Source organism: Atopobium sp. BS2 (assembly GCF_000565075.1).
GTDB lineage: Bacteria > Actinomycetota > Coriobacteriia > Coriobacteriales > Atopobiaceae > Lancefieldella.
In genome coordinates, this window is the sequence record NZ_JDFG01000039.1 from 143,458 (window position 1) to 166,243 (window position 22,786).

23 protein-coding genes and 1 pseudogene are annotated in these 22,786 nt (G+C 47.0%); 14 read left to right on the forward strand and 10 right to left on the reverse strand.

Annotated elements, in window-relative coordinates:
- Window positions 1-3 precede the first annotated feature (3 nt).
- From HMPREF1492_RS05330 to HMPREF1492_RS05340, 3 genes are all read left to right on the forward strand, one after another.
- Window positions 4-849, forward strand: coding sequence for an NUDIX domain-containing protein (locus HMPREF1492_RS05330; protein ID WP_035436664.1), 846 nt, complete (start codon window positions 4-6; stop codon window positions 847-849).
- Between the two features lie 6 nt (window positions 850-855).
- On the forward strand, window positions 856-2,664 hold the full coding sequence (locus HMPREF1492_RS05335; RefSeq protein WP_084054991.1) for an ABC transporter ATP-binding protein: 1,809 nt from the start codon (window positions 856-858) through the stop codon (window positions 2,662-2,664).
- Window positions 2,665-2,875: 211 nt separating this feature from the next.
- Window positions 2,876-3,790 (forward strand): hypothetical protein, encoded by a 915-nt coding sequence (locus HMPREF1492_RS05340; RefSeq protein WP_035436669.1) that lies wholly within the window; start codon window positions 2,876-2,878, stop codon window positions 3,788-3,790.
- Between the two features lie 562 nt (window positions 3,791-4,352).
- Here HMPREF1492_RS05340 and HMPREF1492_RS05350 read toward each other — a convergent pair.
- Window positions 4,353-5,222 (reverse strand): pyridoxamine kinase, encoded by an 870-nt coding sequence (locus HMPREF1492_RS05350; RefSeq protein ID WP_035436673.1) that lies wholly within the window; start codon window positions 5,220-5,222, stop codon window positions 4,353-4,355.
- Window positions 5,223-5,338: 116 nt separating this feature from the next.
- Between HMPREF1492_RS05350 and purE the strand changes: the two genes are divergently transcribed.
- The 6 genes from purE (at window position 5,339) to HMPREF1492_RS05380 (ending at window position 11,524) form a co-directional block, all read left to right on the forward strand.
- Window positions 5,339-5,800 carry a 5-(carboxyamino)imidazole ribonucleotide mutase gene (gene purE / locus HMPREF1492_RS05355; RefSeq protein WP_035428223.1) on the forward strand — a complete coding sequence of 154 codons (462 nt, stop codon included), beginning with the start codon at window positions 5,339-5,341 and terminating at the stop codon, window positions 5,798-5,800.
- A gap of 234 nt (window positions 5,801-6,034) precedes the next feature.
- Entirely contained in the window at window positions 6,035-6,973 is a 939-nt protein-coding gene (gene srtB / locus HMPREF1492_RS05360; RefSeq protein WP_035436676.1) for a class B sortase, read from the forward strand.
- A gap of 219 nt (window positions 6,974-7,192) precedes the next feature.
- On the forward strand, window positions 7,193-8,686 hold the full coding sequence (gene purF, locus HMPREF1492_RS05365; protein ID WP_035436679.1) for an amidophosphoribosyltransferase: 1,494 nt from the start codon (window positions 7,193-7,195) through the stop codon (window positions 8,684-8,686).
- An 11-nt stretch (window positions 8,687-8,697) separates the two neighbouring features.
- On the forward strand, window positions 8,698-9,786 hold the full coding sequence (gene purM, locus HMPREF1492_RS05370) for a phosphoribosylformylglycinamidine cyclo-ligase (protein ID WP_035436681.1): 1,089 nt from the start codon (window positions 8,698-8,700) through the stop codon (window positions 9,784-9,786).
- Entirely contained in the window at window positions 9,776-10,390 is a 615-nt protein-coding gene (gene purN, locus HMPREF1492_RS05375) for a phosphoribosylglycinamide formyltransferase (protein ID WP_035436683.1), read from the forward strand. The genes purM and purN overlap by 11 nt, the downstream gene beginning before the upstream one ends.
- Window positions 10,391-11,524 (forward strand): acyltransferase family protein, encoded by a 1,134-nt coding sequence (locus tag HMPREF1492_RS05380; RefSeq protein WP_051479413.1) that lies wholly within the window; start codon window positions 10,391-10,393, stop codon window positions 11,522-11,524.
- Between the two features lie 16 nt (window positions 11,525-11,540).
- Here the strand turns inward: HMPREF1492_RS05380 and HMPREF1492_RS05385 are convergent, their stop codons facing one another.
- The 3 genes from HMPREF1492_RS05385 to HMPREF1492_RS05395 form a co-directional block, all read right to left on the reverse strand.
- Window positions 11,541-11,954 (reverse strand): hypothetical protein, encoded by a 414-nt coding sequence (locus tag HMPREF1492_RS05385; RefSeq protein WP_035436685.1) that lies wholly within the window; start codon window positions 11,952-11,954, stop codon window positions 11,541-11,543.
- Between the two features lie 57 nt (window positions 11,955-12,011).
- On the reverse strand, window positions 12,012-12,296 hold the full coding sequence (locus HMPREF1492_RS05390; protein WP_035436688.1) for a SemiSWEET family transporter: 285 nt from the start codon (window positions 12,294-12,296) through the stop codon (window positions 12,012-12,014).
- Between the two features lie 68 nt (window positions 12,297-12,364).
- Window positions 12,365-12,718, reverse strand: a complete 354-nt coding sequence (locus HMPREF1492_RS05395) for an MmcQ/YjbR family DNA-binding protein (RefSeq protein WP_035436690.1) — start codon at window positions 12,716-12,718, stop codon at window positions 12,365-12,367.
- 149 nt (window positions 12,719-12,867) lie between these two features.
- On the opposite strand from HMPREF1492_RS05395, the gene HMPREF1492_RS05400 reads away from it, so the two are divergent.
- The 3 genes from HMPREF1492_RS05400 to HMPREF1492_RS05410 are packed head-to-tail and all read left to right on the forward strand — an operon-like array spanning window position 12,868 to window position 15,172.
- Window positions 12,868-13,491 carry a DUF47 domain-containing protein gene (locus tag HMPREF1492_RS05400; protein WP_035428216.1) on the forward strand — a complete coding sequence of 208 codons (624 nt, stop codon included), beginning with the start codon at window positions 12,868-12,870 and terminating at the stop codon, window positions 13,489-13,491.
- Complete coding sequence (locus HMPREF1492_RS05405; RefSeq protein ID WP_035431342.1) at window positions 13,484-14,479, forward strand: inorganic phosphate transporter; 996 nt, start codon at window positions 13,484-13,486, stop codon at window positions 14,477-14,479. Before HMPREF1492_RS05400 ends, HMPREF1492_RS05405 begins: the two co-directional genes overlap by 8 nt.
- Window positions 14,480-14,482: 3 nt before the next feature.
- On the forward strand, window positions 14,483-15,172 hold the full coding sequence (locus tag HMPREF1492_RS05410) for a tRNA (cytidine(34)-2'-O)-methyltransferase (RefSeq protein WP_035436692.1): 690 nt from the start codon (window positions 14,483-14,485) through the stop codon (window positions 15,170-15,172).
- Between the two features lie 141 nt (window positions 15,173-15,313).
- On the opposite strand, the gene HMPREF1492_RS05415 is transcribed toward HMPREF1492_RS05410, so the two are convergent.
- The 4 genes from HMPREF1492_RS05415 to HMPREF1492_RS05430 all read right to left on the reverse strand — a co-directional run bounded on the left by HMPREF1492_RS05415 (window position 15,314) and on the right by HMPREF1492_RS05430 (window position 20,263).
- A complete protein-coding gene (locus HMPREF1492_RS05415) occupies window positions 15,314-15,577 on the reverse strand; it encodes a SemiSWEET family transporter (RefSeq protein ID WP_035428211.1) in 264 nt (87 codons plus the stop codon).
- A gap of 252 nt (window positions 15,578-15,829) precedes the next feature.
- Complete coding sequence (locus HMPREF1492_RS05420; RefSeq protein WP_035436693.1) at window positions 15,830-18,409, reverse strand: InlB B-repeat-containing protein; 2,580 nt, start codon at window positions 18,407-18,409, stop codon at window positions 15,830-15,832.
- Window positions 18,410-18,577: 168 nt separating this feature from the next.
- On the reverse strand, window positions 18,578-19,567 hold the full coding sequence (locus tag HMPREF1492_RS05425; protein WP_035428208.1) for a CPBP family intramembrane glutamic endopeptidase: 990 nt from the start codon (window positions 19,565-19,567) through the stop codon (window positions 18,578-18,580).
- An 87-nt stretch (window positions 19,568-19,654) separates the two neighbouring features.
- Window positions 19,655-20,263: an L-2-amino-thiazoline-4-carboxylic acid hydrolase gene (locus HMPREF1492_RS05430; RefSeq protein WP_035428206.1), complete on the reverse strand. Its 609-nt coding sequence runs from the start codon at window positions 20,261-20,263 to the stop codon at window positions 19,655-19,657.
- 267 nt (window positions 20,264-20,530) lie between these two features.
- Here HMPREF1492_RS05430 and HMPREF1492_RS05435 point away from each other — a divergent pair, with 267 nt between their 5' ends.
- The gene (locus tag HMPREF1492_RS05435; protein ID WP_035436695.1) at window positions 20,531-20,800 is read left to right on the forward strand and encodes a type II toxin-antitoxin system RelB/DinJ family antitoxin; all 270 of its coding nucleotides are present in this window, start codon (window positions 20,531-20,533) and stop codon (window positions 20,798-20,800) included.
- Here the strand turns inward: HMPREF1492_RS05435 and HMPREF1492_RS05440 are convergent.
- Both HMPREF1492_RS05440 and HMPREF1492_RS05445 read right to left on the reverse strand, forming a co-directional pair.
- Entirely contained in the window at window positions 20,764-21,537 is a 774-nt protein-coding gene (locus HMPREF1492_RS05440; protein WP_035436697.1) for an alpha/beta fold hydrolase, read from the reverse strand. The two genes, HMPREF1492_RS05435 and HMPREF1492_RS05440, sit on opposite strands and share 37 nt — an antisense overlap.
- A gap of 105 nt (window positions 21,538-21,642) precedes the next feature.
- Complete coding sequence (locus HMPREF1492_RS05445; protein ID WP_035436700.1) at window positions 21,643-22,149, reverse strand: EXLDI protein; 507 nt, start codon at window positions 22,147-22,149, stop codon at window positions 21,643-21,645.
- 461 nt (window positions 22,150-22,610) lie between these two features.
- Between HMPREF1492_RS05445 and HMPREF1492_RS07915 the strand changes: the two are divergent.
- Window positions 22,611-22,786 (forward strand): annotated as a pseudogene (locus tag HMPREF1492_RS07915) (transposase); the annotation flags it as partial.

The window sequence follows — 22,786 nt, forward strand, 5'->3', positions numbered from 1 at the left end:
CTTATGGCAAATCAAAATGACGAGAAAACCAACGTACAGGATGGCGTATGGGACAAAGGTCACAATAACGCGCAGCTAAGTGATGTGTTTGATGATATGCAGTCTGCTGAGCCAGAGATTCTCGACGCTGACATGCAGGTAACTCCTGAGGTATTTGATTCTGCTCGCAATGATTTGCACTCGGCAGTTGATTCGCTTACCTACGACGGTGAGCGTGTTGCTGTGGCCGATGCTGCCTACCATCATTCTGGGGAGCCACAAAAGCGCAGCTTTGTTGCAGGTACAGAGGATGCGCGTGATGCTTCTCTAGAAGAGAAGCCACTCTCTGAAGATACCGTTTGGGTTGGTCGCATTTTTGACGTGAATCGTCTGCGCGTCTCTCTTCCTGATGGACGCACTGCTCTTCGTGATGTTGTGCGTCATCCCGGTGCTGTGGCTATTGTTGCATTGACTGATGAGGGTAGAATTTGTCTGGTTCGTCAGTACCGAACTGCGCTTGGTCGCGTAACAGTTGAGCTGCCTGCAGGAAAGCTTGATCCAGGCGAGGATCCTCTTGATTGCGCTCACCGTGAGTTGCTGGAAGAGACCGGAATGAAGGCGGGAAAGATGGCTTTTCTCACCACTACCGCCACTTCCGATGGATTTACTGACGAGCTTATTCACCTCTATATGGCAACTGAGTTGACCTTTGAGGGATCAGACCCAGATGCCGACGAATTTATAAACGTGGATCTTGTTCCACTATCTGAGCTGGTAGACGCTGTTCTCGATGGCAAAATCGAGGACGCAAAGACTATCATTGGAGCTCTTATCTGCGATTCAATTTCACACCGATTGCCTATGGAGTAATTACGCATGCTTGATCGTTCTTCTCGCCCTGTACCTGGTAACAACGCTTCTGGCAAACATCGAAAATCGCTGTTTGCCAGTTTTCTTTCTTATTACGCTCCGCAAAAGCATCTGTTTATTCTGGACACTATCTGCGCCATCATTTTGGCTTGTATCGAGCTCGCGTTCCCCCAGATTTTGCGCTCGCTCACCAAGGGACTGTTTGTGCAGGGTAAAGATGCCATTCTCGGCAGCTTAGTGTTCATTGCCGTTGGCCTTGTGGTCATGTACTCTGTCCACTTTCTGTGTCGCTACTTTGTTATTAGCTGGGGACACATCATGGGCGCGCGCATGGAAAGCAAGATGCGAGAAGACCTGTTTGACGCCTACGAGCGCATGAGCTTCTCGTATTACGACCGTCACAAGACGGGCGATCTGATGAGTCGCCTGGTATCCGACTTGTTTGACATTTCAGAGACGGCGCATCATGGTCCTGAGTACCTGATTATTGGCTTGCTTGAGATTGCCGGCTCTTTTGTCATTCTGGCTTTTATTAACGTGCCTCTTACGCTGGTGCTTGCTGGAATCGCTGCAGTGCTGGTAGTGTTCAATTTCTTTGCTAACATGCACATGCGCGGCATTTTTAAAGAGAACCGCATGCGAATTTCCGACGTAAATACCCAGCTAGAAGACTCACTTTCTGGTATTCGCGTGGTTAAGGGCTTTGCGGCGGAAGATCACGAGCGTAAGAAATTTAGAGCAAGTAACTCGGCATACTTAGACTCCAAGGCCAATATGTACCAGGCTATGGGCAGGTATCAAGCGGCAATTTCAGGCATGATGGGTGTTTTGAACACTGTTGTGTTGGTTTTGGGCGGCTGGATGATTGCTCAGGGTCAGATGCAAGCCATTGACCTGGCTACGTATGCACTCTATATCTCGCTGTTTACCACGCCAATCATGAACATTTTGAATTTTACCGAGACATTCCAGAAGGGCCTTGCTGGCTTTAAACGATTCACAGAGATTCTTGAAACGCAGCCTGACATTCAAGACGCACCTGGTGCCCGGGACATTCAAATTACCGCGGGTGAGATTATCTACCAGGATGTTCATTTTGCTTACAACAATGCTGAAGAGGTTATTGACGGCCTGAACCTTCATATTGAGAGTGGAAAAACTGTTGCACTGGTTGGTCCGTCAGGTGGAGGTAAGTCAACTACCTGTGCTTTATTGCCGCGTTTTTATGATGTCACAAGTGGAAGTATCACCATTGATGGGCAGGATATTCGCTCCGTTACGCAGCACAGTTTGCGCTCGGCAATTGGCATGGTTCAGCAGGACGTGTACCTCTTTGACGGCACTATCGCGGAGAACATTGCATACGGCTGCCCTGAAGCTTCTGCAGAAGACATTGCACTAGCAGCAAAGCGTGCGAACATCGCTGAGTTCATTGAATCGCTGCCAGATGGATATGACACGCAGGTAGGACAGCGTGGAACCAGACTTTCCGGCGGACAGAAGCAGCGCATTTCTATTGCGCGTGTGTTCCTGAAGAACCCGCCACTGCTCATCCTAGACGAGGCAACTTCTGCTTTGGACAACGAGTCCGAGCGTGCGGTCCAGGAGTCCCTTTCCGAGCTGGCAAAGAACAGAACTACGCTGGTCATTGCCCATCGACTCTCGACTATTATGGGCGCTGATGAGATTATTACCATCAACCAAGGCCGTGCAGTTGAGCGTGGAACCCATGATGAGCTGCTAGAAAAAGGCGGAATCTACGCTCATTACTATCAAATGCAGTTTGGTGGTGCACCAAACATCGCAAGGCGGTAAAATAGAGCCTTAAGTGCTTTGCGAACTGTGGTTTGCAGCAGCAATCGTTCTTCTCGCGATGCGCTTAACCGTAGGTTTGTGGTTTGCAACTTGCGGCCGCAACTTGCGGCTGCAAGTTGCGGCCTGTAAACCGACGAGTGGAACTAAAGATCAAAAGTCAACGCATCACACGCTTTAAAGTGTGTTTATGCAGGTTGAATGAGAGAGCTACATGGCTAAAGATGATGCAGAACGTTCACGCTTCGCGCGCCGCCAGAAGGGCGCGCTTGATGCTGACGCAGCTGAAGAGTTGTTTACCAAGGTAGACGAGACGGGTCATCCTAACGAGGAACGCGCAGCTCTAGAGCGTGCTCGCAGGCAGGGCGGAGCTGTGGCAGTGGACGTTGATCCACTTTCGGGATCTGATCCTTCAGGCTCAAATATCGAGAAGGTCATTACAAAGACGGCGGTCCTTTTTGTTTTGGTTTTCCTGGTAATCGTGGTTCTGATGCAGGTCTCTTGTGGTGTTATTCGTCGAGCTAACACAGCAAATCTAACTGAATCAGTTACGGTGCGATCTGTTGCATCTGCATTGCGTGGCGGTGTTGAGTGGGGTAATGGATTTACGCAGTTCCCCGAGGATTTCTCGGTTCAGGAAGCTGACGAGAACACTGGTCGCGTTGAGGTAACAGTTACCGATACGACCTCAAAAGACGTGCTTGAATGCTATGCGGGATCCAGTGTCCAGGCTCAGGCGTTTGCAATTAACGCGCTGCTCAACCCACGAATCAATACCGTTGTCTATCACGTCAGTGTTCACAGGAATGATCAGGGCGAGCTTCAGAAATCTCAGCTCTTTGGATTCCTTAAACCTGGCGGAGATGCAACACCTATCTTTACCTTTACGTTCTCAAAGACGCAATCTTCTGATGGAGTAAATATCACCATGGTCATTACTGGTGCAAACGACACCATCCAAAAAGAATTGCGTGACCAGATTGCAACGTCATTTACGCCGGTCCGCGTGCTTGGCGGTATTGTTGGTGGAGATTCTTCAACAAAGAAGAACACCACAACTGGAACAACAGGAACCACTGGTACCACTAACACCACAGGAACATCAGACAGTTCTTCAAGCACCAAGTAACCTACGCACCGCGAACAACAAAGTAAAACGTGCAAAAGAGCCGCTGACACCAGCGGCTCTTTTACTTACGCTACTGGAAGTGACTTACCAGAAGGTTGGCGCGCCTCAAAATGGTGTCACGGCGAACGATTTTGCACGTTAATTTCGCTGAAAATCGCAGAATTGGTGTTTCCAAGACAATTTTGGTCCCAAAAAGGTAAAAAAGCCGTTTAGTTGGAGGTTTTAGTCTTTATGCATGACGATTTTGAGCCATTTAGAGCCAGTAATGTGCCGTTCGATTAGCGCCAACTGGCCTTTTAGTAATATCAAATCTTTAATTAATTCCCTCGATCCCCAACTAAACGGCTTTTTTACCTTTTTCGCCCTATTTTGGAACTCAATGTTTGCTTGATAAAAAATGAAACGAATAAAGTGCCTGTAAAATACATTTTCATGCATAGCAAAGATTGCTTGCGTAAAAATAGGTGCCCACTCTACGCGAGTGAGCACCTACGACAAAGAAAAAGAATACTTCTCTGCGACGCAAAGGCCTGCGGAAGCAGTTTGCTTTTGTAGAAGCGTCTTACTCCTGCAGAAGCTGGGCAATCAAGCCAAGCTTTGTCTCAAACGAAACGCCACGAAGCTCAAAGTTTGGCTGCTCACGAGTAATTTCCATGGATTCGCAAACAAACTCACCAGAAAATTCAACGGCGTCAGCGATTTCCTGACCACACATAACTGCAGCTAAAAGCGCAGAAGCAAACAAATCGCCGGTGCCGTGCAGCATGTAAGGCAGAAGCTCAGAAACAATCTCGCCTCGTTCGGACTCAGTAGCAACAAAGTTGCGGATGAGGCCGTCGCCACGAACGATACCCTTAAGAACGACGCACTTTGCACCCATTGCAAGCAGCGAATCAAGTAGCTCATCTACCTGCTCATCAGTCAAATCCTGACCAGCGTATGGAATACCCGTCAGAATTGAAGCCTCAGTAAGATTTGGTGTCAAAATATCTGCGCCGTTTACCAGGGACTTCATTGCGTCACAAAGCTCTTGCGTATAGGTTGGATACATCTTGCCGCCATCGCCCATAACTGGGTCAACAACGCGGAGTGCCTTTGGATGCTCCTGGTACAAGCGCTGAATGCTTGCAACCTGCTCTGCTGCACCAAGGAAGCCAGAATAAATGACGTCCAGGTCAATACCTTCTTCCTGCCATGCATTCAGGTAATCCTCGAGCATGTTGGTGGTGTCGTGCATGTAGAACGTAGGGAACTTGGTGTGTGCCGAGAAAAGCGACGTAGGTACTGGACAAACGTCACATCCCGCTGCTGACAGAACCGGAATAGCTACGCCAAGCGAGCATTTTCCGTATCCGCAGAGGTCATGCACTGCGGCAATGCGAGGGATGTACGAGCTTTCTCGCTGGTACAGAACAGAGTTGGTTTCATTCATTACAGTTTCCTTTCACGTGGACTGATGGACCAACGTTCTAGAAAATCATACTCTATACTGTGAGATGGATATTTGACGTATCCGCCTATTTTATGAGACGTAACAAAGGAGCAGAGATGGCAGATCAGCCTGTTGTCGGCATTATCATGGGATCAAAGAGCGACCTTGCAACTATGGAGGGATGTACCGCTGAACTTGAGCGCCTTGGCGTTCCATATGAGCTGGTCATTGCATCCGCACACCGCACTCCAGACAAGGTCCATCAGTGGGCCGAGACCGCTGCTGACCGCGGCCTCAAGGTAATCATCGCGGCCGCAGGAAAGGCTGCTCACCTGGGTGGAGTTGTTGCTGCATTCACCCCACTGCCTGTCGTCGGCGTTCCAATGAAGACCTCTGACCTCGGCGGCATGGACTCCCTGCTTTCCATGGTCCAGATGCCATCCGGCGTGCCCGTTGCCTGCGTTGCCATCAACGGCGCCAAAAACGCAGCTATTTACGCCACTCAAATTTTGGGCGCATCTCTTCCAGAGTATCGCGAGAAGATCGTCCAGCTTAAAGCCGAGATGGCTGACGCATAAGCTAACGCGTACCGCACGCACGTAGTCCGCAAATAGAACTCGCATGCGTACTTGCACCCGCAATCGCACACGAGACCCGCGCTTTAGGAGACCTGAGGCGCGGGTTTTGCATACCGCAAAATGTGATTATGCGATGACTTCATAAGATGTACAGAGATTTTTGTTTCGTGCATAGCTAAACTTTTAAAGGGTATGACAAAGGAATGACAAAGAGTACCTTCAGAAGGGAAGTGCATGGAATCAAAAAACGGCAAGCATTTTGCTTCATTCGCCGCTGACGATCAGACGGCTGGAAATACTCACACCTCAAAAACATCCGTCGAGATAGTTTCTATGAAAAATTCCGCGTCTTCAAAAAAAGAGGGAAACAAAAAAACCTCTCCTAAAAAGTCTGGCGAGAAACCCGCTAAGAAGAAGGGCTTTGCCTATATTCTTTCCACGCTCTTGCTGGTAGTTGGCATTGGCCTCTTGGTTGTCGCTGGCGTCATGTTTGGCAAGACTCAGCTTGAATACCACGAGCAAGACGTCATCAACGAAGAACTCGCTACATACGCAACAGTTTCCGAGAAAAAAGACGAGGCTCCAGTTATTGATTGGGCTGGTCTTCAGGCAGTAAACAACCAGGTTGTCGGCTGGATTCAGATTCCAGATACGCAGGTTAACTACCCTGTGTATCAGACCACAGATAACGATCACTACCTGCATACAAACGCAAAGGGCGAGTGGTCAATCGGTGGTCAGATTTTTATGGACTACCAAAACAATCCAAATGGCCTCACTGACCAGCAAACCATTCTCTATGGTCACCACATGAGAAACGGCTCCATGTTCCAGTACATTGGAGCAATGAATGACCAATCTACCTTCGATAAGGTTGAGACCATCTGGTACGTCACGCCTACTCAGACATATGAGCTTGAGCCGGTATTCACCTATCACACCGACGAAGACGACGAGGAAGTCAGGCAGTTTAACTTTGCTTCTGTTGATGAGTTCAGGTCTTATATGAAGGACAGGCTCTCAAGGGCAGTAAGCTCTCGTTCAGATGCAGCAGAGGTTATTTCTCGCGCGGATCATGTTCTTACGCTCTTTACCTGCAATTATACTGATCAGTATGGTCGCACCATGCTCATCTGTGTTCCAAAGACTGAGGCACAGCCAAAGGCTCAGTAGCCGGTATACTGGCGGTTCAGAAGGAATATTGGATACAGCAAGAAGCCTCCAGTCAGGGCAGTGAAATGCTACTTTCTTAAAAAATTGTTACACGCTCCGAACATATTTGTTCGGAGCGCTTTTTCTTGTAAATTTCCAGGTACACTGTATGTATTGTTGCCAGACGTGAGAGGCGTTTGATCAAGGGTGGCTCAAGCTGAGGCATCCGGAGGGGATCCAATGGAACTTCACGAGGAATGTGGCGTCTTTGGAGTATGGGCGCCTGACCGTGACGTTGCTCGACTCACTTATTTTGCGCTGCACGCCCTGCAGCACCGCGGACAAGATTCCGCAGGTATAGCTGTCGGCGACGGCCATACCGTGCTTATCAGAAAAGATACGGGCCTCGTAACCGAAGTTTTCAACAACGACGACCTCAACGCAATGCCAGGTAAAGTGGCTATCGGTCACTGCCGCTACGGCACCGCAGGCGCCAAGGGTTGGGAGTCGGCCCAGCCTCACATGTCGTCCATCGACGAGACCCTCATTGCCCTAGCGCATAACGGTACCCTCGTTAACTTTGACTCCTTGCGAGAAGAACTGTCTTCTCGCCAGATTTCCTTTAGATCGCACACGGATTCCGAGGTAGCAGCCCAGCTCATCGGCTACTTTACTCGTCGTACACACCGTCTGCGCACCGGTATTGCCGCAACCATGAACCTCATTGAGGGTGGTTACGCCATGGTGCTCATCCGCGAGAACGCCCTCTATGCGTTTAGGGATCCTAACGGCATTCGCCCGCTGGTACTCGGCCATATTGGCGAGGAAGGCGAGAATAACTGGGTAGTTGCATCTGAGACGTGCGCGCTGGATATTGTGGGCGCTACGTATGTGCGCGAGGTGGCTCCTGGCGAGATTATCCGTATTTCCGACAGCGGCCTATCTTCTGAGATGGGACTTTCTCCTCGTCAGCAAGCAGATTGCATCTTTGAACAGGTGTACTTCTCGCGCCCTGACTCTATTATTAGTGGTCGCTCGGTATATTCTGTCCGTCATCAGATGGGTCGCCAACTGGCAAAAGAGACCCCAGCAGACGTTGACCTGGTAATCGGTGTACCTGATTCCGGCGTTCCTGCAGCTGAGGGTTTTGCACAAGAGCTGGACGTGACTTTTGGCACTGGCTTGATCAAAAACCGCTACGTTGCAAGAACGTTCATTCAACCTACACAGCAGCTTCGTGAGCTGGGTGTACGCTTGAAGCTCAATGCGCTTTCGGACGTTGTTGCAGGTAAGCGCATCGTAATGGTAGATGATTCTGTTGTTCGCGGCACTACTTCCAAGCAGATTGTTCAACTGCTTAGAGACGCAGGAGCTACTGAAGTACACGTCAGAAGTGCATCTCCAAAGGTTATCTGGCCGTGCTTCTACGGTATTGATACTGCCGATCAGCACCAGCTTGTTGCGGCAAAAATGACTACTCAAGAGATCTGCGAATATATCGGTGCAGATTCCTTAGGCTTTTTGAGCCTAGAAGGTCTGCTTGCCTGCGTTCCTTCTCGCGGTTATTGCGAGTCTTGCTTTAGCGGTAGGTATCCTGTGGCAATTCCGGAAGACTTCCACCAGAGGTTCTTGCCAGAAAACACTCCAGATAATCTAAACCCATCTTTTGCACGTAAGTTTGACCAGGTAGAACAGCAGTTAATTGACGAGGGCTTTGTCCCCTCAAAGCAGTAAGAAGGAGAATAATGACTACTTCCGCTGATCCAACCAAGCAGATTACCTACGCCGACGCAGGCGTTGACGTTGATGAAGGCGCTCGCGCGGTCGACGCCATCAAGGCTGCTGTTGCTACAACTACTCGTCCCGAGGTCATCGGTGGCTTGGGCGGCTTTGGTTCCTGCTTCTCGGCAGCGGCTCTGAAGGACATGGAAGAGCCTGTACTGGTCAGTGGCACCGACGGCGTTGGCACTAAGCTTGCCATCGCTCAGCTTCTCAATCGCCACAATACGGTAGGTGAGGACCTGGTTGCCATGTGCGTCGACGACATTGTTCCCATGGGCGCCGAGCCGCTGTTTTTCTTGGATTACGTTGCTGTGGGCAAGCTTAAAGCCGAGGCAGTCGCCGAAGTTGTTGGTGGTATTGCAGAAGGCTGCCGCAAGAGCGGATGTGCGCTGGTAGGCGGCGAGATGGCCGAGCATCCAGGTGTTATGAATCCTGACGACTACGATCTTGCTGGCTTTGTCGTAGGCGTTGTCGACAAACCAAAGATCTTAGGTCCCGAGAAGGTCAGTGAAGGTGACGTCATCCTGGGACTTCCTTCTTCTGGCATTCACTCCAACGGATATTCGCTGGTACGTAAGGTAGCCATTGAGGGTAAGACTGTCGAGGAGCTTAACCAGCCACTAGAGGAACTCGGTGGAGAGTCACTCGCAGACGCTGTTTTGCGTCCAACTACTATTTACGCAGGTGGATTGCTTGCTGCACTCCGCGCAGGAGCTCCTATCAAGGCTATGGCACACATCACCGGTGGTGGAATCACCGAGAACCTTAACCGTGCACTGCCAGCTCACCTTGACGCAGAGGTTGATCGTGGTGGAGAGGCTGGTCCTGCATGGGATATTCCACCAGTTATTTCATACGTTTCTAACGCTGCAAACCTGTCTCTTGACGAGCAGTATCGCACCTTCAACATGGGCGTTGGTATGGCTCTTATCGTGGACATGGATGACGTTGACGATGTAGCAGAAGCCCTCTCTGACCAGGGATTTGAGCCATTTGTCATGGGCCAGATTATCCCAGGCACCGGAAAGGTGGTCTACAACGATGCCAATTAAGCTTGGCGTTCTTCTTTCCGGTTCAGGTACCAACCTGCAGGCCATTATTGACGCCATTGATGCTGGCAAGCTAGACGCAACCATTGAACTGGTTGTTTCTTCTCGCCCCGATGCATATGGTCTGAAGAGGGCGGAGGCAGCCGGTCTGCAAACTCTGACGCTCTCAAAAGAGACGTACGAGGATCCGTTTGTTGCAGATATGGTTATTGCCACCGAGCTCAAGCGCTATAACGTTGATTACGTTGTTATGGCTGGTTACATGCGTAAAGTTGGCGTTCCTATTCTGAACACCTTCCCTAATCGCGTTCTCAACCTGCACCCAGCGCTGCTGCCAAGCTTCCGTGGTGCGCACGCTATTCAAGATGCGTATGAGTACGGCGTCAAGGTGACGGGCGTCACCGTTCACCTGGCAAACGCTGATTATGATCGCGGTCCTATTATTGCCCAGCGACCTGTTGTGGTTGAAGAGGGTTGGACTGTTGACCAGCTTGAAGAGGCAATTCACCAGGTAGAGCACAAGCTTTATCCAGAGGTTTTGCAGCTCTTTGCCCAAGACAGAGTCCACGTTGAGGGTCAAAAGGTTCGCATAGAGTTAGGTGAGTAAATGTCGAGAAGTGCCCGGATTAAGCTGAGCGACGTTGCTACATCGCGAGTCAATAACCTGAACTTTATAAGGTTTGTTGCCGCACTGATGGTCATTGTTTCTCACTGCTATGCAGTTGTTTTGGGTGGCGATGCCGGTAGTTATCTCTTGAAGTTTACTGGTGACCGCTTGAGTCCAGGCGGTGTTTCTGTTGGCGTTTTCTTCCTCTTTGGTGGATTTTTGATTGCACGCAGCTGTGAGCACCATCCTGAGGCAAAAAAGTTTTTCTCGGCACGTATTTTGAGGCTTTTTCCGGAGCTTTTGTTTGTTGTGATTCTGACCGCATTTGTGTTTGGCCCACTATTCTCAACGCTTTCACCTGTGGAGTATTTTACTAATCCACAGACGTACAAGTACCTGTTCAATGGTGTCTTGATTATGGTTCATCAGTTGCCGGGAGTGTTTACCAACAATCCTTCGGGCGATGTGGTCAATGCTGCACTATGGACGCTTCCTGTTGAGTTTATCTGCTATATCCTGTGTTTTATCAGCTACAAACTCACCAAGTTTGATAAAAAGAAATTTTTGCTGCTCTCGATACCTGTTTTTGCGTTGGCAGCAGTGTATTACGTGAAATTTTCTCCGCTTCAGCTCAGTGTTGTGCGCGCGGTTCTCCTGTTTTACTTAGGTGTTTTGATTTGGGTGCTCAGAGACCATATTACTATCTCGCCTGTTTTGGGCCTTGCGACGATTGTTCTGTGGTTTGTTATGGTCTTCCGCGGTATCGATAATCTGGCAATGCTGACGGTTTTCCCTATCGCTTGCTTCTGCCTTGCATACGGAATGGGCAACCACTTTAGTAAATTTGGCACAAAGTTTGAGCTCTCGTATGGCATTTACCTTTGGGCTTTTCCTATTCAGCAAGTATTAGTTCAGTTCTTCCCAGCATGGCATCCTTACATAAATGCGCTGGTTGCAGCTTTGCTAGCAACTTGCGGAGCGTTTGTGAATCATTTTGTTGTTACTGCTCCGCTTGGAAGATTCCTTAAAGGGCGCCGTCAGAAAGCTCTTGATGCGCAGAAATCTTCCGAAGAGCAAAATAATGCCGACAAGAATAAGGAACTTTCTAAAGGCGAGAAGTCCATTAAGCAGTAATGGAACGGCTGCGTTACTATTTTGTTGCAAGTAAAAGCTCAAATATTCTTTGCGTATAAACAAATGAGGAAACAAGCCAAATAAGCGGAACAACCAAGTCTCTAATAGTAATAAAACAATCTGATTTAGAGTGTTTTGCTATTTGCGTAAAGATTGCGCACGCAACAGCAATAGCAATAATTCCAACTATATAAGGAACAAGAAATTGCTGCTTAACTACAGTTTTAGTGGTAAGAAGCATTATGTTTACAAAGAAGACCATAGCTATAAAAAAGTAATAAAGTGCGAGCACTCCACCGCGGAAGAGGTCAAAATTTGTGCGCTTAAAGATTTTGCTCAAGCTTTGCTTTGCAAGAAGGACATATGCCGCTATGAGATACAGGACGGCCAGGGGAATATAGATAACTTTAAAAAAACCTATAAGTGCCACATGAACCGTCCTTATCGTTGAGTCTTAGTAAGCTGATAGGCCTGACCGACTGCCAGATTATAGTAGCGCGGTTAGCGCAGTAACAAGTCCAAAGAGAATACCAGGGGCGTTAGCAATCATAATGGGAACATCGCGTTCTTTCTTGAAAGCGCCGTAAACAAACCAGACAGTGCAGTTGATCATGGCAACTAGTGGTTGGATGAAGCTACCTTTATTGCCAGCAAGATTGTTGGTAATCTGCGGAATATAAGAAACATACATCATGACTGATAGAATGCTGCCAAATTGACCTAGCTTGTTGAAGAAATTCTCGTCAAAAGAAAGTGCGTGCTTTTCTGTCATGTAAAGTAACCTCCAATGCCTAACAAACAGATTGCTGATACTTACCCAAGTACTAAACAAGATATTCGTCAGTTCGTTGCAGAATAACTTGCATCAATCCATTGGCACAGCTCATCAAAGTCAACAGAGCCATCTAAAAGTGCAGAAATCCAATGTTCTTTATTCATGTGATATGCAGGCAGATAACCCTCCTGGTGCAGAAGCATTTCTAGAAGAAATGGATCATCTATTTTCACATTAACAAGATCAAAGCGGCCGGGTTCTTTTAATCCTAGCTTTTGACCGGACACATCGGCAACAAGTGCAAACCACTTGTTATTGTGAGGGTGCCGTAAAACCGCATAGGTTGGAGCTGTCGAGAAGGGATAGTCGGGGTTTATACCGTACTGATTTGCAACGTATTCAAACAGCTTTTCTCGCATAATCTGGCCTCCCTCGTCCACATCTTATTATGATCGGCAGCTTCTCTATGGAGAAGTTGAAATTGTCATTATCTCCAGCATATGCGCCCTAAACAGCTATACTAAATGTGTTTGTATAGGTAATAAAAAGTCCGAGCGAAGGGCGCCATATGAGCCGAGTTTCTCGTAGAGAAGATGAGTTCTACAGCATGTTTTCTGAGTTTTCAGCGTTGATTGTTTCAACAGCAAAACTGTTTGTCTCTTATATGGAGTCATTCCCAAGTTCAGAAGATTATGAAGTCCAAATCAAGAACTACGAGACACTCTGCGATGACCAGGTAGGAAAGATTATTTCCACCCTCAACACATCCTTTATCACGCCATTTGATCGCGAGGATATCTCGCGTCTTGCTCTGCTAATGGACGAGATTGCAGATGGTATTGAGAGCGTCTCTGCACACCTCAGCATGTATGACATCAAAGAAATGCGCCCAGAGGCTGTTCAGGTAGCCCATCTGATTCTGTTTGCATCAGAGGAGCTGCAAAAGGCCTTTGATCGTCTCCCTGATTATCACAAGGATGACTCGGTCATTCGCCATACACGCTCTGCAAATGAGTATGAGGACCAGGGTGATGTTGTTTATCGTAACGCCCTGAGCTCTATTTTCAGAAACGTTGATGATCCGATTGAGGTTCTTAAGTGGAAGAGCCTTTTGGATAGACTTGAGTCTACTCTTGACGCTTGCAAGCACGTTGCAAACGCCGTTCAGAATGTCATTGTGAAAAATGGCTAGTATCTTGCTTATTGCGGTACTTGTTTCCGCTCTGATATTTGAATTCATTAACGGCTTCCATGACACCGCAAATGCTATTGCTACCACGGTGTATACCAAGGCTTTGCCTCTACGCACAGCAATTATCATGTCGGCTATCATGAACTTTATCGGCGCGCTTATGAGCGAGAAAGTTGCTATGACCATTGCGTCTGGTCTGGTTGATATTCAGCTACAGCTTTACGTTATTTTTGCTGCACTGATGGGCGCCATTATTTGGGACCTCTTTACCTGGTGGTTCTCAATCCCAAGTTCGTCTTCGCATGCGCTCATCGGCAGCCTTATTGGTGCAACCATTGTTTTTACCGGCAGCACTGGTCACATCCTCTGGGTTGGCGTTGTGGAGAAGGTCGTTATTCCACTGTTTACCTCACCACTTATTGGTATGGCACTGGGCTACTTTATTATGAAGCTGGTGTTTGAGATTTTTGCTGACTGGCCACCTAAAAAGGCACATGGCCTGTTCCACCGTCTTCAGGTGCTTTCAGCTGCCTTTATGGCATACAGCCACGGCAATAATGACGCTCAGAAGACTATGGGAATCATCACGTTGGCGCTGGTTACCGCCGGTCTTCACGACCCTTCTACTGGCATTCCTCTGTGGGTCAAGCTTCTCTGCGCAACTACTATGGCTTTGGGCACCTCCATTGGCGGCGGCCGCATCATGCGCACCGTTGGCGACGGCGTCACCAAGCTCACGCCAGTTATTGGTTTTGTCGCCGAAACAAGTTCTACCGTTGCAATCGAGATTATGACCGCTCTTGGCGCACCAGTTTCCACTACGCAGGTCATTACCACATCCATCATGGGCGCAGGATCTGCTCGTCGTCGCAGCTCCGTGCGCTGGGGCGTTGCGCGCAAGATTATTGCTGCTTGGTTTGTGACGCTGCCAGCTACTATGGCGCTCGGCGGACTTATTGCATTCCTGACCAGCTTTGTTCTGGCATAACCTATGCTCAATGTTGTACTGGTAGAGCCCGAGATTCCTGCAAATACGGGAAACATTGGTCGCACCTGCGTAGTGAGTGGGACTCACTTGCACTTAGTGGGCCCATTGGGCTTCTCGCTTGATGACAAAAGCCTCAAACGAGCAGGCATGGCCTACTGGCAAAGCCTTACCGTTTCTGTCTACGATAACTGGGATCAATTTCTGGAGAAGAACGGTCTTGCCCAAGCATCTGGCGCACCTACTGGGGACGCTGCACACGACGCTGTCTCCGCTGCAGGCACCGCTGTCAACGGCACTCTTACGGCCAGTAGATCTCCGCTGCACTTCCTGACTAAGAAAGCTAAGAAGACCTACACTCAGGCAACGTATCGTGATGGAGATTATCTCATCTTTGGTAAGGAAAGCCTGGGATTATCCGAGGAGCTTCTGGCACAGCACGCAGATGAGTGCGAGAGAATCCCAATGCTGCAAGACTCCGCAAGCCTGGTTAATCGTGAGGACTGGAGTCAAAAACACGATGCGCTTGATGGCGATGACCAGTATGCTCACCCAGCGCTTTTGCAGCAGGATATCTGCGGAAACTTTATCGATCCTAACGAGTTCTCGGTCAGTGCGCTAAACGTTTCAAATGCTGCCGCCATTGTGCTGTATGAGGCGCTGCGACAGATTGGCTTTCCGGGAATGGATGTCTAAGAATTAGTTTGTTGAGTTTGTTTATGATGTAGAACGAAAAAAGTGTCAAGAATGGCTACAGAGGTGAGATGCGTGTTAATTAAAATCCGACAACACCATTAGGTGCTGTCGGATTTCTAAATTAAACTTGCTGCTTAATCACTATAAAGCGGTGAGGAATGTTAATCCGCCTAAAATTACACCAGCAGTATTTGGAATAATGAGAATCCAGTCCTTTTTAGGCTCTTTAGTCCAACCATAAATGACCCAAATGAGACAAGAAACTGCTGCAAATAGTGGCTGAAAAGGTTGAGCCTTTACTCCCTGTAGATTTGCAATAATTTGTGGAATATAAGCGATAAAAACAAATACTCCGATAAAAGCTCCGATAGAGCCTACAAATAGATTGATTTGTTTCTTTGACATAAAACACCTCCTCCTTCGTTATTTTAATTACAAGGATGAGGTAACGAGAAAATCAAACTACCTGTGAAATCAGAATTTAATACTGTTGCTTTAGTTGTGAAGATTGGTTTACAGATTTATGGCTAAAGTAATGAGCCTCATTAGGCTTTTCTGATTGTAGAGTTGTGCCCGCCTGTAGCTACTTTAAGAATACGCAAACAAAAAACCCGAGTGCGAGGCACCCGGGTTTTGTAGTTGCATTAGAGCTTTCTGTTATGCTTCGGTTCTTTTCCTACGGCGCAAAACAAGAGAGGTTCCTAAGGAAGCCACAGAGGTCAGCGCTGTGCTAACAAGAATCACGCTTGAAGCATCGCCAGTTTCGGGCAGAGCGCTCTTGCGCTTTGCTGGGGCCTGAGGTGCTGCAGGTGCTTCAGGGTTCTTTGTGTAGTAGAACGTGTATTCAAGCTGGTCAGCAGAAACATATCCGGTGCTGTCACCCTGAAGTGTGTAACCGTCAATCTCACGAGCAGAAACATTCTGCAGGTTGAGCGTCTGGCTGCCAATAATATCGTCGGAATGGATTTGCTCACCGGTCTGTGCATCAACGTAATGGATGGTATAGCTGTAGCGAGCTTCCTTGCTATACGTAAAGGTCAAGACGTTATTCTCGGCATTCTCGTCAAGAATCATAGAGCGAGAAGAAACGTCTACATAGGCGTAGTCTCCGCGATCAGCTGCGTCGAGAGCCCACTTGCTGACGAGGGAACCGATTGGAGCAGTCTCGGTTGTGGTTGAGAGAATCTGACCATCGTCTGTTTGGTGAATGACCGTGTAGGAGACGGAAGAATCATTCTTCTTCCACAGTGCGTGCAGGGTGATATCGCCTGTAACTGCTGCGGAGAAGCTGTAAACAGAGGGGTTTCCGTTGGTGTAGAGAATCCAGCCAGCAAAGGTGTAGCCCTCTCGTACAGGATCGGCAGGCTTGGTAGCTGCATCTCCGTAGGTGAGCTCCTGCGAGTTGACTGGTGAGCCACCCTCAGAGTCAAAGGTAACGGTTGCGGTTAGAGGTACCCATTTGGCATACAACACGGTATTGGTTGCAGGCATAGTGGTGTCGGTAACAGGAGTGCCCACAGTCTCTGAATTGTCGTACCAGCCCTTGAAAACATAACCAGGACGTGGAGAAGTTAAAGAGGTGCCAGGAACATCGGTGCTGGCATTAAAGGGCTCTCCAAAGAGATGAGAGTGCGTAGCAACAGTTGTACCAGAGCTTACGTAGGTAACGGTATAGGTATTGCGCTTATAGCGGTGCTCAATCAAGTTGGAATTGTAATCAGTGATGAGGTAGTCGAAGTTGTATGGCTGCCAACTGGTCCAACCAAGTGCATCGTAATTGGTTCCATCAAAATGGCCAATGCTCATGCGGTAGCCGTCATACGAAAAACCAGGATGTTTATTCTCGCTTTCAAGATATCCGTCACCATCGTTGTTTGCAATTTCTGTAATCATGCCAGGTCGAGAAAGCGTGTGATCTCCGCCCATATCGTAGGTACCATCAAGATTTTGATAGTAGTAGAAGCGATAACGTGGACCAAGAGCAGTGGAATTGGTATAGCGACCAAAAATTTCAAGCACATTATCTGCAGTAATTGCGGCTCCTGGGTCAGTTGTTTTTGCTTGGACGGTGGTTGCAGTACCGCCAACACCAGGGATTATGCCATACCAATAGTAGGTTCCAGAAGGGTCGTCTGCACGCATGGCGGCGAGCATGTCGTCGCTGTACTTGTTGCCGGTATTGGGGTTGATGGCGTAAGGATTAAATGAGTCACCATAACGAAGCGTCAGCGTTGCAAGAATGGAGCCATTTCTCTTTGGACGCACGTTAACGGTGATAGTTGCAAGGTTGTAGTAAACGTTAATAGTGGTGGAACCATCTGCTGCAATAGGAGTTGGATCGCTCTCGTGACTGTATGTTTCAAAGCGGAAAACGCCTGTATTTGGTTGGACGGGAGCAGTTGCAGTCATTGTTCCAACAGTTCCGGAAGCTGCGGTGGTTGTAACGTAGTTGTAGTCAGAAGGGTTGTTTGGATCCTGAATAAAATAGGCATAGTGATACGTTGCTGTTGCTGGAGTCCAAAGTGCCTTTGCAGTAACAGGCTCTTGAGGCATTGCGGTAGGTAAAGAATCTGCAATACCATCGTCATTAAGGTCCCAACCAGCAAAGGTATAACCAGTTCGTGTTGGGTTGGGGACGGCAGGAACAGGATCTCCTGGATTTCCAATTACAGGAGACAGCTCACTGCCGGAAGTTGAGAAGTAGATTGCGCTGCGAGGATTGCGATCGTAATAGATGTACTTAACAGCCTTTCCATCTGCGGTAACCTTGAGCGAAAGGTCTGTAGTTGTGCGCACAAAACCTGGATAGGTGACATCGGAAGCGGTAACAATCGAATCGGGCACACCGTAATTTTCTTCGGAGGACGCCTCAACATAATTGCCGGTAGTCATTTCCTTCATGCGCTTAACGGTGTAGGTAACATAACCAGGCATGTAATAGACAGTCTGCTTGATGTAGTGATCTGAGCCAGAAGCAACGCCAGTAACAGTTGCTTGAGCAGGATCTTCCAGGTCATAGCCGGTGATTGTTGGAGCTGTAACAGACCAAGATTCTCCCTCATTTACAACTTGCTTAGAAGGCGCATGAATCTCTTCATCGGTAAGTACATTAACGTACGAGATTACAACAGAGTATTTACCTGCGTCTTCAATAGACTCTGCAATAGCAGATGCAGGAAGACTGCTCAAAACAAGAGCAAGAGCAAATAAAATGCTCAAAACTTTCTTGGCGCGCATTATTTCTCCTCAAACAGCAACAAGATGGGTAAATCATAATAAATGGCGAGAAGGATTTGCTGTTCAAGCTGCAAATTGACCGTATATACACAATCCACTTCTCCTTAAGTTGCAGGAGAAGTGGACGAGAAAATCGGTCTATCTGTAAAATTCATAGAACTATAGGAGTTATAAATTGTTGCTTTCGGCTTCAACGGGTTTCTCGGCAGATTTCTTTACAAAAAGTTTGCCAGATTTCTTGAGCTGATAGGCAAGAATCAAGACAGTTACCACCATAACAAGCGTGCAGACGATGGAGCCTTCTGCGCCAAAGCTACCGCCGGTAAGCCAATCTGGCCCATTGCCGGGAGCAAACTGCAGCAAAGAACTGCCTGTAGTGCTACCGCTTACCAGAACGCCAAAGAGATTGCCCTGAGCAAAGTTCCAGGCTCCGTGAATGCCAGCAGCTCCCCAGAGATTGTCAGTTTTGATGATGTAGAACGTCTCTAAGATGCCAAAAAGAATTAGGTCGATCAGGGATTGCATAGTAAAGCCGCTGTTAAACATGTGCAGAAGACCAAATAGGCTGCTTGAAACCACGATTGCAATAATTTTGTTGGATTTTTCTGCCATGACAGGAAGAAGCCAGCCTCTGGTAACAAGCTCTTCTGTTCCTCCCTGAATCAGCCAAAACGGAAAGGTGAGAAGAACAAAACCGAAGGCATAAGGCGTAAAAGTAGTGCCAACCAATTGATAAGATCCGGTCAAAATGAGAATCAACATCACAATAGAGAAGAGAAGAATTCCTAGACCAAAGCCCTTGAGTAGCTCTTTCTTCCAGTTATCTTTGTAAAATCCCAGAGTGACAATCGGACGTTTTTCAAAGAGTTTTACCCACAGGAAAAAGAGGCCTGCGATAAAGACAAAGGAAAGAAGCGTTATCAGAAGATAGTAGTCTCCAAAAATCTCTCTCAGATTGAGGGAATCAGAAAGACGATCTGGTAGATCTGGGTGCGCCATGTAGTAAGGGGCAATAATAAGAGCTGCTGAAATGGTCATTACAATAGCACCAATAATTTGCCCAACAATCAACAAGAACACAGCCAGAAAAGGACTAAGCCAAGCCGGAGTCAGTCTTTTTGCCAGCTTGACGTCGGAAAACATGCGATTTTCTTGCATAAAAACTCCTAGTAGAGGTGCTCAAAGCGCGTCATGTAGATGACAGAATTTCTAGCGGCGGCGCAGGCAAACAGCGTCTACCTGTGATTAGTTTTCTTTATACTCTAAAAGAAAATCGCAGCAATCGCCACCATGGCCTATGGTTTTTGTGCGGCCCCAGATAAGCTGCGGATGCAGATTGCCATATCCCGCATCGTCACTGTCACAGTATGCAGCGGTTATTTCGGGGCAGCCGTATTTTTTGGTTATCTCATAGTAGGGGCAGCTCACAATATTGAGGCGAGCTTCGTTACCATGACTATCTGGATATTCAAAGGCAAATCCTGCGCTTGATGTGCAGCTTTTCTCGATACCTGATTTAAAGAGACTAGGAAACTTGCGCGCAAGGCCAAACGTTTTAATGGCCCATTGGAACAGAGGAACTCGCTTGGCGGCAAAGCGCTGGAAGTATTCGCGAATATACCAGACGGCCTTTTCTTGAGAAATACCCTCCGCACGCAGAGCCTCATATACTGCAATACCAGGGTAAATACGCTTGTAAGAGTGGGCGCGGAGCTCTTTAGAATCGGACGCGTTTTCTGTGCAGAGCGCTTCGTATCGCTTTTGAGCATCCCGTGCAATTTGCTCTGCCTTTGCTGTGCCGATGTCCTCGGAGACTATCGCACATGTATCTTTAATGAGCTGCTGTACTTTCATATGAGCCTCACTATTTGTAGAAATGCCCTGATGAAAAGCAAGTAGAACATGCTAACAATTGTATGCTTAAATTTTTTGAATCAACTGCAATTACTTTCTTGCATCCACGGCTAACCAGTATGTTCATAACCTGTATGGGCGAAGCAGATCCAGTAGGGGATTGAACTAAACAGATTTTCTCGCCATGTGAAATAAATAATACATCTGTTTTTTGATTGACAACGTATACCATTTGTATCAAAATCACCTAAAAAAGGAGCTGATACTATGGCAACAAGTCCTACTCAAATTCGCATCGATAGTAATGTCAAAACAGAAGCAAATGAACTGTTTAAAGAACTCGGCATCGATATGTCAAGCGCCGTAAACATCTTCTTACGCCAGTGCGTTTTGCACGGTGGCCTTCCTTTTAAAGTGGAAATCCCAAAGTTTAATGCTGAAACACTGGCTGCCATGGAAGAAGCACGCGATATCATGTCAGGTAAAATTCAAGCAACATCCTACAACACTACAGATGAGCTGTTTAAAGATATGTAGCAAATCATGTCTAGGAGTTCTTTTGTATACTCTTCGGGATGATTGATGGAATACTCGCCGTGATATAAGCCTTTCTTTATTTCAAGAACGCTACCAGGCAGTGCCTTATGCAATTGCTCTGCTGAACGGATCATCTTTTTCTGTTCTTTTTCTCCGACAAGTATACGGACTTTGGCGTGGACATTTTGAAGGTTGGGTTTTATCTCATAGGATGTATTTGCTTCCAAGAATGCAATCATGTTTTCTTTTGAGATTTGTGACGTGTCCCGATAATAGTCTTCAAATAAATCTTTACGAATATGAAGATAGTCAAATTGCATTTGAGCAAAGCACTTCTTTTTCACTAAGCCATAACTTAGAGAAAACATTGGTTTAATTAGGGCATTTGTCAGCTTGGACGGAATGACAGATGCACTTTCAATGACAGCGTTTTGACAAATTGAGTTTCGTTGCGTCAGCATTTCTACTAAAATCTGTGCGCCAAGGGACAGCCCTCCAATAAGGAGAACTGAGCCTCCAAATTCTTTATCGATAAAAGAAATGAGCCGACTTGCGTTTTTCTCGATGCTTATAAAATCATCGTCACTACCTGCGTGTCCGTCAAGAATTGGCAGCACAACGTGATATTGATCCTTCAGCAGTTCAGCCTCGGCTTTATAGTTCCACCAAGATAAACCGCCACCATGAAGCAGCATGATTACGTCGTTATGTTGTTTTCCAAATTCTACCGTTTTCATAGCTGCTCAATTCAATTTGCGACTTTAATCTAAGTGATATATAAACACAAAGCTATCTCATTATTTGCTTGTTATAGTTCTGTAAATCTAGCATTTATGCCTAATCTAAATATCCAAAAACTCATAAGGCTTTTCCGAAAGAGAAGATTCGCAGCACTCGGCAAGATACGCGTCCTTCTCCTCTAGGCCCTCTACGTCCGGATATACGTTTAACACTCTGTCCCCCAGATTCCAAAAATCATGTGACCAAGACTGCGGGTTTTCCCATACGCGTGGATTTCCTTTCGCCCAATTCGGAAGCTCCTTGCGAACCTTGGTTGCCACCGCAAGCTGCCCTTTTGCAGTTTTATAAATCGTGTCAATCCTTATTCCACCGTCTACCGGACGTTCTACACGAGTAATCTCCATACCATAGAACATTACCTTTCTTCTTATCCCTTTTTCATAGAGGTTTAACTCAATCTTGTCATATCCTTCGCTTTTGTTGCGTTGAACACTTAGAAAGTCCTGAAGTGCCTGTATCACAGCGGCAGAAACACTTCCGGCGTACTTGGCAGCATCATCAAATAAATGTAGGTCTGCTTCTGCAACATAAATATTTTTTGTGGCCATAACCATACCTCCTTATTTTTTGTAACTTGTATCTTAAGTTTAGTATCTATATAACTATGAACATAGTTATAATCATATAGAGGTATTTTGTCAAAATAGACTTTCTTTCCATCATTATGATGTTGAAGACTGTGATTCTTCACTGATACTGGGAGCCTAATATCAAAATGCAATATACAAAGTTCTTCGTTTTTGCACCTTTTACACCTTCAGTAAAGTATCTACTATCTTGTTGCATAAATTGATTCGTAGTATTCCAGTTATAAACATTTCCCTTAATTGATTTTGGTCGTGTCCCGAAAAGTGGTGTAAGCAAGCATTTCAGGTGTTTAAAAGAAGTGCGGTTATTTCCTAAAATATAGTCACCATAACCAATTCAGAAAGGAAATAACCGCAATGCAAACTCTACACGAAACTGAGTCTCCTACACCCAAGATCACAAATTAGATTTAAACGGTATGGCACGAACACTACTTGAAGACTTAGTAAATACCGTAATGGTTGAACAAGTAGAAGAGCTTGGTTGTGTTCGCAATGGATAGTGTGAGCGAAAGCTTGTAACGTCAGTTGGAACTCTTACCTTAAAAATTCCTAAGCTCCGTGAAGGAACCTATTTTCCTGACGATATCGTAAGTAA

Bases quoted from the DNA above. Each gene is read 5' to 3' on its own strand.
- purE (WP_035428223.1), top strand. From the start codon at position 5,339: ATGGCAGATCAGCCTGTTGTCGGCATTATCATGGGATCAAAGAGCGAC.
- HMPREF1492_RS05380 (WP_051479413.1), top strand. From the start codon at position 10,391: ATGTCGAGAAGTGCCCGGATTAAGCTGAGCGACGTTGCTACATCGCGA.
- HMPREF1492_RS05420 (WP_035436693.1), bottom strand. From the start codon at position 18,409: ATGCGCGCCAAGAAAGTTTTGAGCATTTTATTTGCTCTTGCTCTTGTT.
- purM (WP_035436681.1), top strand. From the start codon at position 8,698: ATGACTACTTCCGCTGATCCAACCAAGCAGATTACCTACGCCGACGCA.
- HMPREF1492_RS05330 (WP_035436664.1), top strand. From the start codon at position 4: ATGGCAAATCAAAATGACGAGAAAACCAACGTACAGGATGGCGTATGG.
- HMPREF1492_RS05405 (WP_035431342.1), top strand. From the start codon at position 13,484: ATGGCTAGTATCTTGCTTATTGCGGTACTTGTTTCCGCTCTGATATTT.
- purF (WP_035436679.1), top strand. From the start codon at position 7,193: ATGGAACTTCACGAGGAATGTGGCGTCTTTGGAGTATGGGCGCCTGAC.
- HMPREF1492_RS05335 (WP_084054991.1), top strand. From the start codon at position 856: ATGCTTGATCGTTCTTCTCGCCCTGTACCTGGTAACAACGCTTCTGGC.
- srtB (WP_035436676.1), top strand. From the start codon at position 6,035: ATGGAATCAAAAAACGGCAAGCATTTTGCTTCATTCGCCGCTGACGAT.
- HMPREF1492_RS05390 (WP_035436688.1), bottom strand. From the start codon at position 12,296: ATGACAGAAAAGCACGCACTTTCTTTTGACGAGAATTTCTTCAACAAG.
- HMPREF1492_RS05400 (WP_035428216.1), top strand. From the start codon at position 12,868: ATGAGCCGAGTTTCTCGTAGAGAAGATGAGTTCTACAGCATGTTTTCT.
- HMPREF1492_RS05425 (WP_035428208.1), bottom strand. From the start codon at position 19,567: ATGCAAGAAAATCGCATGTTTTCCGACGTCAAGCTGGCAAAAAGACTG.
- HMPREF1492_RS05445 (WP_035436700.1), bottom strand. From the start codon at position 22,149: ATGGCCACAAAAAATATTTATGTTGCAGAAGCAGACCTACATTTATTT.
- HMPREF1492_RS05415 (WP_035428211.1), bottom strand. From the start codon at position 15,577: ATGTCAAAGAAACAAATCAATCTATTTGTAGGCTCTATCGGAGCTTTT.
- HMPREF1492_RS05395 (WP_035436690.1), bottom strand. From the start codon at position 12,718: ATGCGAGAAAAGCTGTTTGAATACGTTGCAAATCAGTACGGTATAAAC.
- HMPREF1492_RS05410 (WP_035436692.1), top strand. From the start codon at position 14,483: ATGCTCAATGTTGTACTGGTAGAGCCCGAGATTCCTGCAAATACGGGA.
- HMPREF1492_RS05440 (WP_035436697.1), bottom strand. From the start codon at position 21,537: ATGAAAACGGTAGAATTTGGAAAACAACATAACGACGTAATCATGCTG.
- purN (WP_035436683.1), top strand. From the start codon at position 9,776: ATGCCAATTAAGCTTGGCGTTCTTCTTTCCGGTTCAGGTACCAACCTG.
- HMPREF1492_RS05435 (WP_035436695.1), top strand. From the start codon at position 20,531: ATGGCAACAAGTCCTACTCAAATTCGCATCGATAGTAATGTCAAAACA.
- HMPREF1492_RS05430 (WP_035428206.1), bottom strand. From the start codon at position 20,263: ATGAAAGTACAGCAGCTCATTAAAGATACATGTGCGATAGTCTCCGAG.
- HMPREF1492_RS05350 (WP_035436673.1), bottom strand. From the start codon at position 5,222: ATGAATGAAACCAACTCTGTTCTGTACCAGCGAGAAAGCTCGTACATC.
- HMPREF1492_RS05340 (WP_035436669.1), top strand. From the start codon at position 2,876: ATGGCTAAAGATGATGCAGAACGTTCACGCTTCGCGCGCCGCCAGAAG.